We start from the raw sequence: 15,636 nt of genomic DNA on the forward strand, positions 1-15,636 counted from the left end.
GTCGCTCGGCTCACCAGGGCTTGCCCTGGCGGCGCAGACGGTCCAGTTCAGCCGCACCGTGCCGCAAGCGGTCCACGGTCTCTTGCGACACGTCGTCCATCGATTCGGTGCTCGTGCCGTCGCTGCACAGCGTGCTGGGATCGGTGCTGGTGCGCACGTCGGACAGGCGCATCTTGTGCAGCGTGGCGATGTGCGACACGAGCGCCTCGCCCACGGGCGCCGCACCGACGCCTCTCATCGCCGGCGTGCCGGGCGGGCGCCGGCAGGCCCAGTTCCCCGGGCGCGAGCAACTCATGCGCCTTGGCCGTGGGGTCGCCTCGCTCGCGCGCCGCGCGCGCCTCGGCCAGCCGATCGCGTGAAGCCGCCGGTGGTGGCTCCGCGGGCCGGCTGCTGCCCGTCGAAAGACGAGTCTTGTCGAACACCGCAGACGCCTTCGGGTCAACCGAACAGGCCGCGCAGCCGGGCACCCAGGCCACGCGGGCGCGCTGGCTCATCCTGCGCGCGAGGCTGCGACGCCGCGCCGTGATCTTGCGATTCAGCATCGAAGTACTCGGTGCGCGTGCTTTCGCCCAGCGAGTCGATCCGCTCCTGCTCGAGCAGGTCGGCCAGCGTGGGAGAGGAGAACTCGTTTCGCGCCTCGGCGAACGCCGGCCGAGTCGAGCTGGTGGGCGCCTCGCCGACGGGCGGCCGCTGACTGGCGGGCAGCGTGACGGGCTCGCGGCCGGTGGCGGCCATGGCATCCCGCGGCTTCTGGACCGATGGCCGGTTCTGGGCGAACGCGCCGTCGAGGTGATACCCCGAGGGCTGGCCGTCGGTGTCGTAGTCGAAGTGGACGCTGCCGGTGAGCTCCTCCAGCGCCGTGCTGGCGCCGCTGGTGATGCCTATCACCGGCCACACCGAGGCGCTGTTGCTCACGTCGGAGGACTTCAGGGCCGCGATGGTGTTGATGCGGAAGTTCTTCGGGTCGCTGATGAACTCGGCCACGCGGCTTTCCGGCAGGTTCGGGTAGGCCAGCTGCATCTGGACCAGCCGGTCCATGGCCTCGGGCTTGAGCTCCATCTTGATCTTGACGCGGCCCGGGTGCGTGGCCTGCAGGTCGGTGATCAGCTGGCGCAGCGTGGGATCGCTCTCCAACCGGGCCTGCATGTCCCGCAGGGGATGGCCCGCGGCGCCGGCATCGCCGTAGACCTTCTCGCCCAGCTTGGTCCAGATGGCGGGCTCGGTCAGGCGCGAGGGGTTGCTGGCGCGCAGCTCGTGGATCACGCCGAAATGCATCGGCTTGCCCGCCATCGCGAGGCCATGCTGCCAGCGCATCAGGTCGAGGTTGGCCAGCAGGTCCTTCCTGGCGCTGCCCTCGGGCCAGCCGTCGGCGACCTCGGTGCGCAGCTCGCCCAGGCGCGCCGCGAAGGTCGCCGGCTCGTCCGCCCTGGCCGGCAGGCCGGCCAGGCGTTCGGCCTGCTCGGGGAAAGCCACGGCCGTGCCGTCCAGCAGCTCGGCCCACTGCTCGCGCTGCACCGGCTGCGGCACCGCGGAACGGTACTCGCACTTGGCACCGCTCTTGTCGTGCACGCCGATGCTGAGCTCGTTGTCGGTGTTGCCGAACCCCAGCGCGAACTGGTGGGTCGCGTCCTCCGACTGCGGGAAGTTGAACCAGCTGCGAAAGCGCAGGCCCGGCAGCCGCAAGTCCGCCTCGCGGTTCCAGTAGCGGTGCCGCTCGGCGCCGGCCTGCAGCTCGCCGTCCAGCGTCTGGCCGTGCTGCTTGAAGGTCGTCTTCTCGAAGCCGATGCCCACACCGGCATGGAAGATCGAAGGGCGCGCGGCCCAGAAGTGCCCGCCCGCGTCTTCCTTGTAGCCGTTGGGGCCCATGCGGAAGAAGCCCTGCGCCTTGGCCTCGACCGCCGTCTCCTTGCGGACGACCGTTTCGCGCTCGTAGGTCGGCGCGAGCAGGGCCTGCAGGTCCTTCAGTTCGCCCTCGCCCTTCTTGCCGAAATCGAAGAGCCGGTCGACGAACTCGGGCAGCTTGTCGCGCGGCACCATGAACCAGAAGCCGTCGCCATGCGCATGGCGCACGCCGATCTCGCCGATCACCGCTCCGCGCATGAAGTGGTGCAGGAAGCCGTGGCCGTGGCCCCCGCTCTTGCCCCATCCGGCCGCGACTTCGGCCGACACGTCGCGCGCCTTCTCGATGGCGAAGGCGATGTCGCCGCCGCGCGGGTCGTCGCCCATCACTTCGACGGCCACGTTGTAGTCGCGCCCCAGCAGGCCGCCCGCGAAGGCGAACGCGAAGTTCTTGTTGTTCACGTAGCCCAGCGGATCGATCCCGCCGCCGTAGCTGCGGTCGAGCAGGTAGGTCTCCTTGGTCTTCATGCCCAGCAGCGTGTCGGTGAAGCGCTGCTTCAACTCCTGCAGCGCCTCGTCCTTGAGCTGCGCTTCGAGCTGCGCGTGCTCGGGCAGCCGCGCGTCCTTCAGCCGCCAGGCCAGCGTGGCGGCATCGGGCGCGCCGTAGTGGGCCAGCAGGTTGGGGTCGACGCGGTTGTGCTCGGCCGCATCGATCAGCTCGGACTTGCGCTTGCCCGGGCTCGGCACGCCGTAGCTCTCGGCCACTGCGCGGTTGAGCGGATGGCGCCAGTTGTTCAGCATGCGGCCCATGCTGCGCACGATGTCGTAGGTGTCTTCCAGCTGCTGGGTGTTCTTGAAGGCGAGGCTGGAGTACTGGGTCAGCGGATCGTCCGCATGGGCCTGTTGCAGGGCTTCGAAGCGGGTGCGCAGCTCGCCCGTGCTGGCCTCGCCGGCCGCCAGCAAATCATGCAGCTCGTGCACCGCCTGCAGGTTGCGCAGGATGCGGGTGTTCAGCAGCAGTTCGCCGTCCTTGGAGGACCGGCCCATTCCTTCGGCGTCGGGCTGGCGCAGGTACAGGCGCTCCGGCGAGTGGCGCATGCGCTGCAGCAGCCCGAGGGCCTGGCCCGCCTCGGCCGAGCCGGCGCTGCCGGCGAAGGCACCGAACCAGCGGTGCAGGTCGTCGAGCAGGTCGTGGTTCTCGTCCACGTGCTTCGGGCGATGGGACTTGAAGCTGCGGTCGTCGGCCAGGTTGGCATCGAGGAAGCCGGTGGCGTGGCCGATGTGCTGAAGCATCTGGCGGCTGTTGCGCATCAGGCCCTCGGTGAAGGCCTGCATCTCGTCGGCGAGGCTGGCATCCTGCCCGGCGATGCGGGTCAGGTGCGTGGCCAGGCCGGTGGGCGCTGCGGTGGACGAGCTCCTGGCCAGGTTGGCCCGGTACCAGTTCGCCGCGGTCGAGGTGGCCTGGTACAGCGGCTGCAGACCCTCCCGGCCGTGGCGCTTGTGCTGCACCCAGCGCGCGCCGACCTTGGGCGCCGAGGCCAGCGAACGAGCGTGCGCCCAGGCCGACTGGAACCAGTTGACGGTGTTCGAAAGAAAGGGCCGCGAAGTGCTCTTGAAGCCGAGGAACTCGCTCTTCACGTGGGCCGCCGGCAGGCCCGGCAGGTGGAACTCGCGCCCGCCCGCGGCGCGCAGCGCGTCGATCGCGCCCTGGCGGTCCAGCGGCGCGAGGCCGGTCTGCGGCGAATAGTGGTAGGTCGCCGGCTCGCCCTGGCCGGGCGGCGGTGCGATCCGGACCTGTACCCGCCCGGTCCAGTTCGATTCGATGCCTTCGAGCGTGTGGCCGGGCGCGAGCGGCAGGTCCTGCGCCACCCAATCCTGCTGACCGTCGGCCTGCGCCTGCAGCTGGTACAGCCGAGGTGCTTCGCCCTCGCGCCGGGCGACGGCGAAAAGTCGCCCGGAGACGTCGAGCGTGATCTGGTCGAGGCGGCCGACGTCCGGCAGGGCCAGCGCCTCGGCCGGTGCACTGCCGTTCAGGTCACGCGTGAAAAGTCGGTTGGCGTCGTCGACGTAGTAGAGGCGCTTGGTGGCCTCCCCGGCCGAGCTGCCGAGGCTTTCGAGCACGGCGAAGTCGCGCACCGGCCCGGTGGCGACCTCGCTCAGGCGAGCCTCAATGGCCGCGTTCACCGTGCCGGGCCGTGGCGCGGTGCCGGGCGGCAGATGCGGATGCAGCCCTTCGAGCTCGACGCGCACCAGGCGCTGGGTGCTGCTGCCATCGGCCTGGCGCTCGGTCTGCAACGCGTAGCTGCGCCCCAAGCCGCTCGGGTTGGGCTTGAGCGCCGTGAGGCCCGGCACGCCCATGGGCTGCCACTGGCCCCCGGCGTGACCGATGTGGAGCTGGCCGCGCCTGAGCGCCAGCTGCACGCCGTCGCGATCGATCGCAACCGTGTCGCGCGGGGCGATCCGGATCGGCTGCATGCCGTTGCGGCTCTGCGCCACGAAGGCGTTGTCGAAGCGCCAGCCCGGCTTGAAGCCGGCATCTGCGTGATAGGCGCTGAAGACCTCGCCGTTGGGTCGCCGGAACAGCGCGTGCAGCGTGGGCTCGCCGCCGTCCGGATCGACCGTGTGGCCGAAGTCGACGAGGGTGCTGTCTCGGTCCAGTTCGGGGCGGCCCTCGAAGGGATCGGCCACGCGTTGGGCCACGAAGCCCTGCGGGCCCGGCGGGCGCGACAGGTCGAGCCGGTACAGGCGGCCGTCGTGGCCGGCCACGTAGGCCGTCTCGTCGCCCGCCCAGGCGATGGCGGCGGCCTCGGCCTGCACGGGTCCGCCGTCGCTGGCGACCAGCCTGAGGCCGGCCGAGCCTTCCCGATCGCCGACCGCGATGCTGAGCCGCCCGCGGTCGTCCAGCGCCAGCACGCTGCCGTCGCGGCCGACGGCATAGCTGGTGAGGGGCCGCTCGCTCGTGTGCACCAGCTCGGATTCGTCACCGTCCAGGCGCAGGATCTCGGCTCCGCCGCCCTCGGCCGCGCGCGCTGCGTAGAGCTGGCCATCGCGCTGCGGGCCGATCTGTGCATGGGTGCGGCCCCCCTCCTCACCGGCAGGGGACCAGGCCTTGCCGGCGTCATCGAAGCGGTAGAGACCTCCATCCGGCCCGATGCCGAACAGCGCTCCCGAGCGCGAAGCAGCCACCTGGGTGACGAGGTGCGAAGGCAGCTGCCGCAGGCCCGCGTCGGCCAGCACCAGCGAGGCCCGCACGGCTGGCTTGCGGTTGGGCAGGCGGTCCAGCAGAGGGGCCACCAGGCGGCGCAGGCGCGAAGCCGGCTTGAGTTCCAGGGGTTCATGGGCCGGGTCGTAGCTCGGCACCGCCGCCACGCCGTCGTGGCCGATGGACACGTGCAGCGCCGTCCCGTCGCGGGTGCGGGCATGCTGGACCGAGGCGCCCGGTCGAACCGGCGTGGCGGGCGAGGCCGCGACGATGCCGGTATGGCGGCCCAGCGCGTGCTTCTGCAGCACCTGCGCCGTCTTCCTGTCCGTGCCTTTCACCTTGGCCTGGCCGACCTGGCTGCCGCGCGTCCGGCCCACTTCGACGTGAGGCTCGGCTCTCGCCGCGCGCCCTGGCAAGCCGCACAGCCATCCGGTGGTGGTGGATGGCGGGGCGGCCGTGGTGGCCTGGGTCGAGCTTTCCCCGCCGACATTGGCGGAGTTGTTGACTGGTGCGGCGGTGCGGGACGTCCTGAAGTTCAGCACGTGGAGGCCTCGAGGGGTGTTGGCGAACCACAAGTTAGGCGAGCTCGGCCTGACGACCTGCTCCGATGCGAACAGGCATGGCCTGACACGAAGCGAGGGGCTCGCGCCGGTCGCTTCGTTCGGCCGTCGACGGCTTCGCCTGTGTCACGAAACCGACATGTGCGCTCCAGACCATCGATCGTGTTCGTCAGGCATGGGGCCCGTGGCCCTGCCAAACCCCAGCCATCGCCTCCAGGAGTACCCCCATGGCACCGCCCTCCCCCGCCTCCCAACCGTCGCCGTCGCAACGGCAGTTGCTCGCCGACATCGCCGTCATGCTCGGCCTTCCCGCCGCTGGTGGTGCCCGCCTGGCGGCCCCCAACGTGTTCACCGGCCCTTCGGGCCTGGTGTGCCGCCTGTGGATGCAGCCGGACGCCGATGCGGTGCGGCCCGAGGTGCTGCTGCCGATGCGAGCCCGCGAGTTCCGCGACGACGATCTGGAGCGCCTGCTCAAGGTCCAGGGCCTGCTGCTGGATCAACTGGGCTGGTACCTCGGTGCCTCCAGCGACGGCATGCTCAGCCTCATGCCGCTGGCCTGGCTGGACGAACCGCAGGCCGTCGCCGCCTCGCTCGACATGGCCAATGGCATCGCGGTCTCGGCCCTCGCTGCGTTGATCAACGAGGGCGGCGCCCGGCGCGCGCAATAGCCATGCCGATCGAGAACCCTCCGACACGATCGGCCTCGACCGGACGGACCCCTTCACCGACCCCGCATCCGACCGGGCTGTCGACGCCGACGCCGGCGAGCACCTCCCCATCCAACGCGCAGCTGCAGGGTCCCGACGCCCTGGCCGCCCGGCCGCCTTCACTGGGCACGAGCGGGCACCACGCGCATTCGATGCGCTTCAACCGGCCGCCGGTGGATCACCATGCGCATCGCCCGTGGGGATCGGCCCGCTTCACCGCCCACGCCGAAGAGACCGGCACCGCCTCGCTGCTGCCGCCGTTGGACCACGGCCGCTCGGATCGTTTCTCTGGCTCGTTGCCGGGTTCGATTGGTGGCTCGGGTTACTTCGAGATCGAGCTGGACCATGTCCCGCATGACAACGGCACGCCGCCACCGGTTCAGTCCACGGGGCAAACAGTCCAATCGAACTCGGCCGTCAACGATCCTGCGTCGGAAGTGGTGATCGACATCGACCCCCCCGTGATCGATGCGACGCCGCGCGGCCAGATCGAGGCGGTCCTGCACGGCATGGACTTCGCGGCACCCGAAGGCCCTCTGCGCGAAGCGCAGGTCGCACTCGAGGCCGAGTACATCACCTGGGCCGCCGGGGTGGCCGAGAAGCGGCAGGCAGCCTTCGGCGCCGGGCACTACAGCATCGGAGGGGACCACCAGAAGAACTTCGGCGAGGCGGTGCTGCCGGCGGTCTACGACTTCGCACGCCAGTTCATCTCGTCGAGTTCCCGCTCACCGGTGCGCAATGCGGTGGCGACCGAGTTCGCGCCGAACTACACCCAGGTGGCTGGGCAGCGCGTCAACGTCGGCGAATTCAGCAACGGATGGGACTCTTCCGTGGTCGGGGGCGCGCTGGGTGGCGTCACGGCCCACGCCGTCGACAGCACGCTGCTCACGGCGATGGATCGCGAGGCCAAGAAGGCCAACATGCCGCAACTCAAGCCCGTGGATCTGAAGGCCCTGGTGCCGGATCCCGGCGACGTGCAGCTGAGCATCGTCGAAGGCAAGAAGGTGTACTGGCGCCCGACCGACGACGTTCATGCCGACCTGGAGTCCGGCGCCGGCGCGGCGGTTGGGCATCCCAGCAAGACCCAGCTGCAGGAGGAGGTGAAGGTGCGCCGACAGGCGCTGGCCAGCGTGCAGGACGGTCTGGAAGCCAAGAACTGGGGCCTTTTCGCCCAGCCCATGGTCACCGGTGCGTTCAACGTGCTGCGTCGGGTCGTGATGCCGGCGTCCAGCCTGTTGCAGCCGGGTCCCGTCTTCATCGGCTCGGTCGTCGCCTCGGGCACGGCCGGGGCCGTCACCAAGCTGGGCCTGGGCCTGCTGAAGCCGACGGCACAGGCCGACGTGGACAACCTGGTCGGCGGCCAGCAGCACGTCAAGTTGTTCGCCACCAAGGTGCCCGATGCCTCGCTGGAGCCGGCGCGCTTCTCCGACATCGGCCACCTGCCTGGCCGCGCGAAGGCGGTCCTGGGCGAGACCGCGGCGCTGGGCGCGCATTTCCTGGCCGGCGCCTGGCGCGACAGTGGTTCGTGGGTGCCATCGCGCGATGCTTCGCTCGCCCGCATCGGCGATGTCATGCGCTCGGTCACGGCCAACACCCTGGCCAGCGTGCTCTCGACCGCCACCGGCCCGCTCGTGGCCTCGGTCGCACGCCAGGGCCTCACGGTCCCGGCAGCCGGCGAAGCCAAGGACTCGGGGGCGTACCTGCTGCAGCAGGCCGCCACCAGCGCAACCAACGACTATGTGTGGCAGGCGTCCAAGGAAGCACACAAGAACAGCGCCTTCGACCTCGCCGGTTCGCTCGACCGGTGGCGCGCCCGCACTGATCGATAGCACAGTGCATGAGCGTTCCGCGCGCGGTCCTGCCGCCACCGGACGCGGACCCAGGCGAGTTGCGCTGGCAGTCAAGACAACGTGACCGGCCCAGGCGACCATCGAGCATCCGGTGGCCGACCACCCTGGCTGGAGGACGTAGTGAGGGCTCCCGAAGCGCCGACGCGAAGGGCCTTTGTGGCCCGCGAAACCCATGACAGCAGGACCCTGACCGACGCCGAACGGGACGCCGTGGAACAGGGCCGGCTTTTCGGTCGACTGCCGCTCGCCCTGCGCGATGCCATCCTCGGGCGGGCCTACGTCTGGCGGTTCAAGGACGGCGAGCGGGTGCTGCCTGCGGGCGCCCAGCCTGGCCATTGGCTCGGCGTCGCTTCGGGTGAGTTGCTGGGGCGCACGTGCTCCGCGCAAGAGGGCCAGTCGATCCCCACCCACCTGCTGGGGCCAGGCGCGTGGATGACCTTGTACAGCCCGGTTTGCGTGGTTCGCCGGCGCGGGATCGAGTTCGTGGCCAGCGGGCCGACCTGTGTCCTCGCCGTGAGTCGTGACGACACCCTGGAGCTGTGCTCGCGCGGGCCCGAGCTGGTCATGGCCATGCTTTCGCTTTGCGCGATCAACCTGCGCTATGCCCACCTCATCGTCCAGGAAGCGCAGACCAGCACGCTGGAGCAGACGCTGCTTCGATGGCTCGAATCCGGGGTCCAGATCGAAGACGGCCGCCGTGACGGGTCCTTCAAGGTCTACCGCAGCGTGGTTCCTCAAGCGGCCCTGGCCCTGTCCTCCGGGGTCTCCCGGCAAAGCTGGAACGCCGGCATGGCACGCCTGGAGGCCATGGGGCTGCTGGAGCGTGTCAAGGAGGGCCTGAGGGTGCCGGACTCGGCACGGCTCGAAGCCGCCTTGAAGGAACGCGGCCTGCGCGAGACTGCCCGGTACCTGCAGGCCGATGCACAACCGGTCAGCGCCGCGGCGCCGTTGGACGCCGAGCCCTTGCCCATCCGGGCCCTTCGCGACGATGAGCGAAGCGCGCTCGACTCCTGCCCTTGGTACATGCGCTTGAGTCAGCCCTTGCGCGACAAACTCCTGCCGCAGCTGCAGGTGCTGAGACTGCGCGACCAGGCCCAGGTGGCGGCCGTGGATCACCGGCCGCCTGGTTGGGTGGCGGTCCTGCGCGGAGGGCTTCGCCTCGTGTCCAGGGCTCCCTTCACGGACCCCGCCACGCCCGGGCGCAGGCCGGGGACGGTCCTGGCCGAGATGCCCCCCGGCTCGACCTTCTTCGAACATGCTCTGATCGACGGCGGCAACTCCGGCGTTGACGTCGGCTGTGAAGGCGACACGACCTTGCTCCTGCTGAAGCAGGATCCTTTCCTGGCGCTCATGGCCGCCGAACCGGAATTCCGGCTGGGCCTGCTGCACTGGCTCGGCATCTGCCACCACCAGATCTGCATCATGAAGCTCACCCTGGCGCTGCCCATGCCCGAGCGCCTGCAGGGCTGGCTCCACGTGCTGGGCCATCAGCGCGGCGCGGCAGACGGCCCCTGGGTCACCATCCCCATGAAGCTGACCCTGCAGGAGATCGCCTCGTCGCTCGGAACGACGCGCCAGTACGTCGCCAAGGCGCTGAAGGAGCTCGAAGGCGCAGGGGCCGTGGTCCGCCTGCCGGACTCGATCAAGATGCGCGGCGACCTGTTTCCGCGACTGGGGGCCTATGAAGGCTTGCGAGCGCGGCATGAAGCTGCCCGTCATCGCTGAGCCGCGGCGCCAAGCAAACCGGGGCCTCGTCGGCCCCGGCTCTGTCGTCGAGAGAACGTCCACCGTCAGCCGGTGTGGTCCTTCCACCGTGGGTGCTGCGCGCCTTCGACCTGTGCGGCCTGGGGCGTGAGCACGTCGGATTTCGTGTCCTCGATCCTCGCGCCCTGACGCGGCTGGTCCGACGGCGGGCGGTCCTGGCCTGCGGCCAGTTGACCCAACAGCGACAGCAGCTGCGCGTACTCCTGCAGCAGGCCCTGGGCCTTGCCGGAGCCGGCACCACCGCCTGCACCGCCCGCCCCTTGCGGACCGCCGGCCTGTCCCTCGTTGCCCATCATCGCCTGCATCAGCTGCGTGAGGATGGCGCCGAGAAGCGCCTTGACCGCTTCGTGCTGGGCCTGCTGCGCGAGCAGCTCGCCCACGCCCTGGGGCGGCGTCACCGGCGACGGGTGCCGCGAGAAGTGGACGTGCAGAGCTTCGGACATGCTGGGTCCCGGTGGAGGCGGGCCGGCGTGCGCCGGCCGCCCGGGGCTTACTTGACCTGCTTGTTGCCCAGCGCTTCGATGACCTGCTGCAGCAGCTTGGCCACGTCCTGCAGGCCGGGCTGGCCCTGGTTCTGGCCACCACCGTTGTCGGCGCCGGCCTTCTTGTCGTTCTCGGGGCCTTGCAGCGCTTGCATCAGCTGCTTGAGCGCGTCGCCCAGGGACTGGTCCTGCTTGTCCTTGGCGTCCTGCGCCTTGTCGCCCTTGAGGGATTCGATGAGTTGCTCCAGCAGCTTGAGCACCTGCTCCAACGACGCGTCCTGGGACTTGTCGTTTCCGGAGGTCTCCTTGGTGTCCGAAGTCTCTTCGGTGCCACCGGTCTCCTGGGTACCACCCGTTTCGCCCGCGCCGCCGGTTTCGCCCGCGCCGCCGGTTTCGCCCGCGCCGCCGGTTTCGCCCGCGCCGCCGGTTTCGCCCGCGCCGCCGGTTTCGCCCGCGCCGCCGGTTTCGCCTGCGCCGCCCGCGCCGCCGGTGTCGCCTGCGCCGCCAGCCGAGCCGCTGCCCGACGAGTCGCCCGCGCCACCAGCCGCCTGGCCGCCGCCCAGCGCCTTGATCAGTTCTTCCAGCAGCTTCAGGATCTGCGTGAGCTGGTCGCCGCCGCCCTGGCCGTCGACGCCCTTGCTGCCGTCCGCACCACCGGCGCCGCCGGCACCGCCCGCGCCGCCGGCGTCATCAGCACCGCCGGCCTTGCCGCCGCCCAGCGCCTGGATCAACTTCATCAGCAGCTCGAGGATCTGGGTGATCTGGTCGCCGCCACCCTTGCCGCCGTCAACGCCGCCAGCGCCTTCGGCACCACCGGCACCACCGGCACCCTCTGCGCCGCCAGCACCGCCAGCACCGCCAGCGCCGCCCGCACCACCGGCGCCACCAGCACCCTGGCCGCCATTCGGGTTCAGCAGCGCCTCGGCCACTTGACGGGCGAACTCGCCCATCAGGCCTTGCGCCAGGTCCTGGCCGCCGTTCTGGCCCAGCTTGTCGAGCGTGTTCTGGCCACCGCCGCCCAGCGCCTCGGCCAGTTGCTGGGCGAGGTCGTTGGCGTTGTGCTTCTTGCCGCCGGCGTTGAGCACCTGGCTGAGCATCTGCAGCAGCTCGATGAACTGCTGCAGCAGGCCTTCGACGCCCTGGCCGCCCTTGCCGCCCACGCCGCCTTGCTTGTCCGCACCACCGGCGCCACTGGCACCGCCGGCGCCCTGGCTGCCGCCGGCGCCCTGCACCTGGTCTTGCTGCTTGTCCTTGCTCAGCGCCTGCATCAGTTGCTGGAGCATGACCATGACGAGGGCCTTGACGACCTCGTTCTGCAGGTCGTGGGAGTGCTTCTTGTCGAAGCCTTTGGTTTGCTGCAACCCTTGCGTCTGGGAAAGGTGGAGGTGCAGATTGAGGGACATGTTTTCTCCTTGGGGGAAGTTGGCGGGTTAGGGTTTGGCCATGTTGGAGATGGCCGGGGTCGATCTGTCGATCTGGTCGACTCGGGATGCCGCGAAGGCCGGGGCCTTCATCGGGATGTCAGTTCCTGGCGCAGGTCGGAGGCCATCTGCTGGACCTTCCGCTCGAAGGCAGCGTCGTCCTTGCCGGCCATGAGCGAGTGGGCGTGGCCTTCGCGCATGGCCTTGACCATCATCGCGACCGCGTCGTTGCCGCCCGAGCTGTCGTCGGCGGTGGGCGAGCGGTCCGATGGCGATGAGGTGGTGTCGGGGGTGTCGGGGGTGTCGGGGGTGTCGACGTCCGGGGACGGCATGGTGGTGCCGGCCTGCGAATCGGTGTCCGTGCGGGTATCCGTATCCGTGTCCGTGTCCGTGTCCGTGTCCGGAGTGGGCGTTGCGGTGCCGGCCTGCGAATCGGTATCCGTGCGGGTATCCGTGCCCGTGTCCGGGGTGGGCGTGGTGTTGCCCGGAGCGCCTGCATCGGGCGTCGGGGTCGTGCCGCGGCCGAAGCCCGAATCGCAAATCAGCTTGTCGGTGATCTTGTCCGCCAGCTTGTCGGCCAGCTTGTCGGCCACCTGGTCCGACAGGTGGTTGGCATGGCCGTGCCGGCCCTTTTGGCCGCACAGGAGGGCGAGCAGGATCAGCAGCGCCATGAATTGCGGCAGGACGCCGGTCTGTGCGTCGCCGTGGTTCGCGCCCGCTTGGACCGGTCCCGACTTTCCTGCAGCGCCCGCCTGCCCGGTCGAGCCGGCGTGGCCTGCGTCCGTGCCGTTGGCTCCTGGATGGCCCGCGTGCCCGTGGCAGGCGCCGCCATGCGAAGCGGCCTGCATCAGCCGCTCGAGCAGGGCCAGCACGATCACGGCTGCGATGCCCGCGCGCAGATTCTTCTCGGCGCCGTGGTGGCGACCATGCTCCTGCGCATGGCAGGAGGGCTGGGTGTGGATGTAGATGTGCAGGGACGACATGCGTGCTCGCTCGAGTGGGTGATGGTGGCCTGTGGGTCCGGGTATCTAACGAATGTCTAACGGGTGTCGAACCTTAGGTTCGCGCTTGCGCGGCGCACGTCCATGCCGCGAAGCGCACTGCATGGACGCGAAGTGGAATGAGGCTCACTGCCAGGCTCCCGAGGCGGCCGACGGGGCCGACGCGGCCTCGACCGGATGGGCCAGCTGCTCCAGGCGTTTGGCGACGGGCCGTATCGACAGCTCGGGTCGCGCCTGGTTGAAGAAGATGCTGACCAGCATCACCAGCATCAGCATGGCGGTGGCGCCCTTGATGGGCTGCCCCAGGCTGTTGGGCTCCAGCTTCTCGGCTGCCTTGCCGAGCAGGCCGATGCCGAGGTCGATCAGCATCAGCGTCACGATCACCGGCCCGGCGATCTTCAGCGTCGTCTCGGCCAGGCTCTGGACCTGCGCCGGCAGGAAGCGCTCCAGCAGCGTCGGCCAGCTCGGCAGCGTGCCATGCAGCGGCCACCACTCGTACGAATCGATCAGCAGGCCGACGAAGACCATCATGCCGCCCAGCATGTAGAAGGCGACGATGGCGAGCTGCGACAGCAGGTTGCCCACCGGCGTGCTCTGCTGTCCGCTCAGGGGGTTCTGCTGCTGGACGTTGTTGTAGCCGGCCTGGTTGTCGATCAGCATGCCCACGCCTTCGGCCATCCAGAAGACGGAACTCACGGCGAAGCCGATCAGCATCCCGATCATTCCCTCCTTGAGCGAAAGCGTGACGATCTGGATCACGCTGAAGTGGGTCAGCAGGTCCGGCGGCTGGCCCCAGGCGATGAACAGGCCGAAGCTCAGCGCCAATGCGTTGCGGATCTGGCCGTGCAGGATCTGGTCGCTGGTCGCAGGCAGCACCAGCAGGGCCGCATAGACGCGCACGGTGCACAGCGCCAGCACGCCCAGCAGTCCCTTGAACTCGGCCCCCTGCTGCAGCAGGGCCAGGCCGTTCTGGACGTCCGGAGTGATCATCGGACCGCCCCCTTGGCCATCCGGGCCGCCACGCGGGCACGCTCGCGCACCTGGGCCAGCTGGCGGGCGACGGCCGTCTCCTCGGCCTCTTCGTCCTGCGCGTCCTCCACGGCCTTCTCGGCCTCGGCGATGGCGGCATCGAGCCGCGCCTGCGTCGCCTCCACCTGCTGGCGGGCGCGGCGCAGCGTCGCATCGCACTGCGCGAGATGCTGCTGCGCAGCTTGCACCTTGCCCAGCGCCGCCTGCGTCTGCTTGGCCGCTTCGGCGGTCGCACCCTGGGCCTCCTTGACGAGCATCTGGTAGGTGATGACGTGGTCCGGGCGGAAGCCCTCCTGCCTCGAGGTGGTCTCGGCCAGGCGATCGCGCACGGCCTCTTCGGCGGCGCGGGTCGTCTGCTCATGAGACTGGGCGGCCTCGTGGGCGGACTGCTCCTGTTGCAGTCGTTTGCGGCCCTCCTGAAGGGCCGCTTCGTGCTGCTCGACGCGGCGCTTCTTCAGCCGAACGAGGTTGCGCAGGCCCTTGATGTTGCTCATGGGAGTGGGAGGGAATCGGTCACGGCTGCAGCCTAGGTGCCGACCCCTGCGGCGCTCGTGCGACGGGCGAAGACTCCGACGTCGATGCGAAGCACGGGCAGGCCGGTTCGCATGCCTGCCCTTGTCTTCGTGCCCGGTGTCTTCGGGCCCAGGGTGCCCGCCTAGATTCGCGACACCGCCCGGAGATCGCCGCGCGGGTTCACGACCAGCCCGGGGGCAGCCATGTCAGAGAAGACCGAAGAGCCAACCCACAAGAAGCTCGAGGATGCCAAGCGCAAGGGCCAAGGCCCCAAGAGCCAGGACGCGGTGGCGGCTTCGATCCTGGGCGTGTCGCTGCTCGTGCTGACCGGCGCAGGCCCTTCCATGCTGGAGCGGATCACGACGGTGATCCAGCGCGCCATCACCCAGGGCATGCAGGCCAAGTCGACGCAGGACATGCTCGCGCTGCTGACCGACATGGTGCTGGACGGGCTCATCGCGGGCCTTCCGATGGTCATCGTGTCGATGCTCATCGCCGCGATCGTGCTGCTGGCTCAGGTCGGCGTGGTGTTCTCGTTCGAGGCCATCTCGCCCAAGTTCGACAAGCTCAATCCGGCCGAGGGGCTGAAGAAGATGGTCAACGTCCGTTCCCTGATCGAGTTCGCCAAGTCGCTGGTCAAGGCGGTGGCGCTGGGCTCGGTGGTCTGGGTCATCGTGCGCGGCCTGGTGCCGCTGCTGGTCGGCTCGGCCTACCTCACCCCCGAAGGCGAAGGCCAGGTGGCGTGGAGCTCGCTGCTGCACCTGCTCGCGGCCTCCTGCCTCGTCTTCACCGTCATCGCGCCGCTGGATTTCGGGCTGCAGCGGTGGCTGTTCATGCGCGACCAGAAGATGAGCAAGGACGAGGTCAAGCGCGAGCACAAGGATTCCGACGGCGATCCGCACGTCAAGGGCCAGCAGCGCCAGATGCGCGAGGAGCTGGCCAACAGCGCCCCGCAGGAGCGCGTGCCGGGCGCGACCGTGGTCGTCACCAATCCCACCCACTACGCCGTGGCGTTGCGCTACGACTCGCGCGAGGCGCCCATCCCCATCGTCATCGCCAAGGGCGTGGACGAAGAGGCCGCGACCATCCGAGCCATCGCCGCGGCCAACCGCGTCCCCATGATCGCCAACCCGCCGCTCGCCCGCGCGCTGCACAAGCTGCCGCTGGACCAGCCCATCCCCGACGAGCTTTTCGAGGCCGTCGCCGTGGTGCTGCGCTGGGTGGCCGACCTCGACCGCCTGGGCGGCGGCCGCTGATACCTATCTCCC

Annotated in this window: 11 protein-coding genes; 4 read left to right on the forward strand and 7 right to left on the reverse strand. The window is 69.9% G+C overall.

Going from position 1 to position 15,636, the window contains the following annotated elements; genetic code table 11:
• Positions 1-10 precede the first annotated feature (10 nt).
• Both ACS5PM_RS27955 and ACS5PM_RS27960 read right to left on the reverse strand, forming a co-directional pair.
• On the reverse strand, positions 11-295 hold the full coding sequence (locus ACS5PM_RS27955) for a hypothetical protein (RefSeq protein ID WP_439391197.1): 285 nt from the start codon (positions 293-295) through the stop codon (positions 11-13).
• A 143-nt stretch (positions 296-438) separates the two neighbouring features.
• Positions 439-5,583: an AvrE-family type 3 secretion system effector gene (locus tag ACS5PM_RS27960; RefSeq protein WP_439391198.1), complete on the reverse strand. Its 5,145-nt coding sequence runs from the start codon at positions 5,581-5,583 to the stop codon at positions 439-441.
• Positions 5,584-5,828: 245 nt separating this feature from the next.
• Here ACS5PM_RS27960 and ACS5PM_RS27965 point away from each other — a divergent pair, with 245 nt between their 5' ends.
• The 3 genes from ACS5PM_RS27965 (at position 5,829) to ACS5PM_RS27975 (ending at position 9,883) form a co-directional block, all read left to right on the forward strand.
• A complete protein-coding gene (locus ACS5PM_RS27965; RefSeq protein ID WP_439391199.1) occupies positions 5,829-6,269 on the forward strand; it encodes a hypothetical protein in 441 nt (146 codons plus the stop codon).
• Positions 6,270-6,460: 191 nt separating this feature from the next.
• Positions 6,461-8,137 carry a hypothetical protein gene (locus ACS5PM_RS27970; protein WP_439391200.1) on the forward strand — a complete coding sequence of 559 codons (1,677 nt, stop codon included), beginning with the start codon at positions 6,461-6,463 and terminating at the stop codon, positions 8,135-8,137.
• Between the two features lie 177 nt (positions 8,138-8,314).
• Complete coding sequence (locus ACS5PM_RS27975; RefSeq protein ID WP_439391201.1) at positions 8,315-9,883, forward strand: Crp/Fnr family transcriptional regulator; 1,569 nt, start codon at positions 8,315-8,317, stop codon at positions 9,881-9,883.
• A gap of 65 nt (positions 9,884-9,948) precedes the next feature.
• Here the strand turns inward: ACS5PM_RS27975 and ACS5PM_RS27980 are convergent, their stop codons facing one another.
• The 5 genes from ACS5PM_RS27980 to ACS5PM_RS28000 all read right to left on the reverse strand — a co-directional run bounded on the left by ACS5PM_RS27980 (position 9,949) and on the right by ACS5PM_RS28000 (position 14,349).
• Positions 9,949-10,365: a hypothetical protein gene (locus ACS5PM_RS27980; RefSeq protein ID WP_439391202.1), complete on the reverse strand. Its 417-nt coding sequence runs from the start codon at positions 10,363-10,365 to the stop codon at positions 9,949-9,951.
• Positions 10,366-10,412: 47 nt separating this feature from the next.
• Positions 10,413-11,807 (reverse strand): hypothetical protein, encoded by a 1,395-nt coding sequence (locus ACS5PM_RS27985; RefSeq protein WP_439391203.1) that lies wholly within the window; start codon positions 11,805-11,807, stop codon positions 10,413-10,415.
• Positions 11,808-11,914: 107 nt separating this feature from the next.
• Positions 11,915-12,808: a hypothetical protein gene (locus ACS5PM_RS27990; protein WP_439391204.1), complete on the reverse strand. Its 894-nt coding sequence runs from the start codon at positions 12,806-12,808 to the stop codon at positions 11,915-11,917.
• Between the two features lie 144 nt (positions 12,809-12,952).
• Positions 12,953-13,816, reverse strand: a complete 864-nt coding sequence (gene sctT / locus ACS5PM_RS27995; protein WP_439391205.1) for a type III secretion system export apparatus subunit SctT — start codon at positions 13,814-13,816, stop codon at positions 12,953-12,955.
• Positions 13,813-14,349: a type III secretion protein gene (locus tag ACS5PM_RS28000; RefSeq protein WP_439391206.1), complete on the reverse strand. Its 537-nt coding sequence runs from the start codon at positions 14,347-14,349 to the stop codon at positions 13,813-13,815. Before ACS5PM_RS28000 ends, sctT begins: the two co-directional genes overlap by 4 nt.
• A gap of 222 nt (positions 14,350-14,571) precedes the next feature.
• Between ACS5PM_RS28000 and sctU the strand changes: the two genes are divergently transcribed.
• Entirely contained in the window at positions 14,572-15,624 is a 1,053-nt protein-coding gene (sctU, locus tag ACS5PM_RS28005; protein WP_439391207.1) for a type III secretion system export apparatus subunit SctU, read from the forward strand.
• The last annotated feature ends 12 nt before the right edge of the window (positions 15,625-15,636 follow it).

The sequence above is a fragment of the Ideonella flava genome (assembly GCF_051857595.1).
Taxonomy (GTDB): Bacteria; Pseudomonadota; Gammaproteobacteria; order Burkholderiales; family Burkholderiaceae_C; genus Ideonella.

Coding starts and splice junctions, on each gene's coding strand:
- ACS5PM_RS27955 (WP_439391197.1), bottom strand. CDS start 295: ATGAGTTGCTCGCGCCCGGGGAACTGGGCCTGCCGGCGCCCGCCCGGC.
- ACS5PM_RS27965 (WP_439391199.1), top strand. CDS start 5,829: ATGGCACCGCCCTCCCCCGCCTCCCAACCGTCGCCGTCGCAACGGCAG.
- ACS5PM_RS27970 (WP_439391200.1), top strand. CDS start 6,461: ATGCGCTTCAACCGGCCGCCGGTGGATCACCATGCGCATCGCCCGTGG.
- ACS5PM_RS27980 (WP_439391202.1), bottom strand. CDS start 10,365: ATGTCCGAAGCTCTGCACGTCCACTTCTCGCGGCACCCGTCGCCGGTG.
- ACS5PM_RS27985 (WP_439391203.1), bottom strand. CDS start 11,807: ATGTCCCTCAATCTGCACCTCCACCTTTCCCAGACGCAAGGGTTGCAG.
- ACS5PM_RS27990 (WP_439391204.1), bottom strand. CDS start 12,808: ATGTCGTCCCTGCACATCTACATCCACACCCAGCCCTCCTGCCATGCG.
- sctT (WP_439391205.1), bottom strand. CDS start 13,816: ATGATCACTCCGGACGTCCAGAACGGCCTGGCCCTGCTGCAGCAGGGG.
- ACS5PM_RS28000 (WP_439391206.1), bottom strand. CDS start 14,349: ATGAGCAACATCAAGGGCCTGCGCAACCTCGTTCGGCTGAAGAAGCGC.
- sctU (WP_439391207.1), top strand. CDS start 14,572: ATGTCAGAGAAGACCGAAGAGCCAACCCACAAGAAGCTCGAGGATGCC.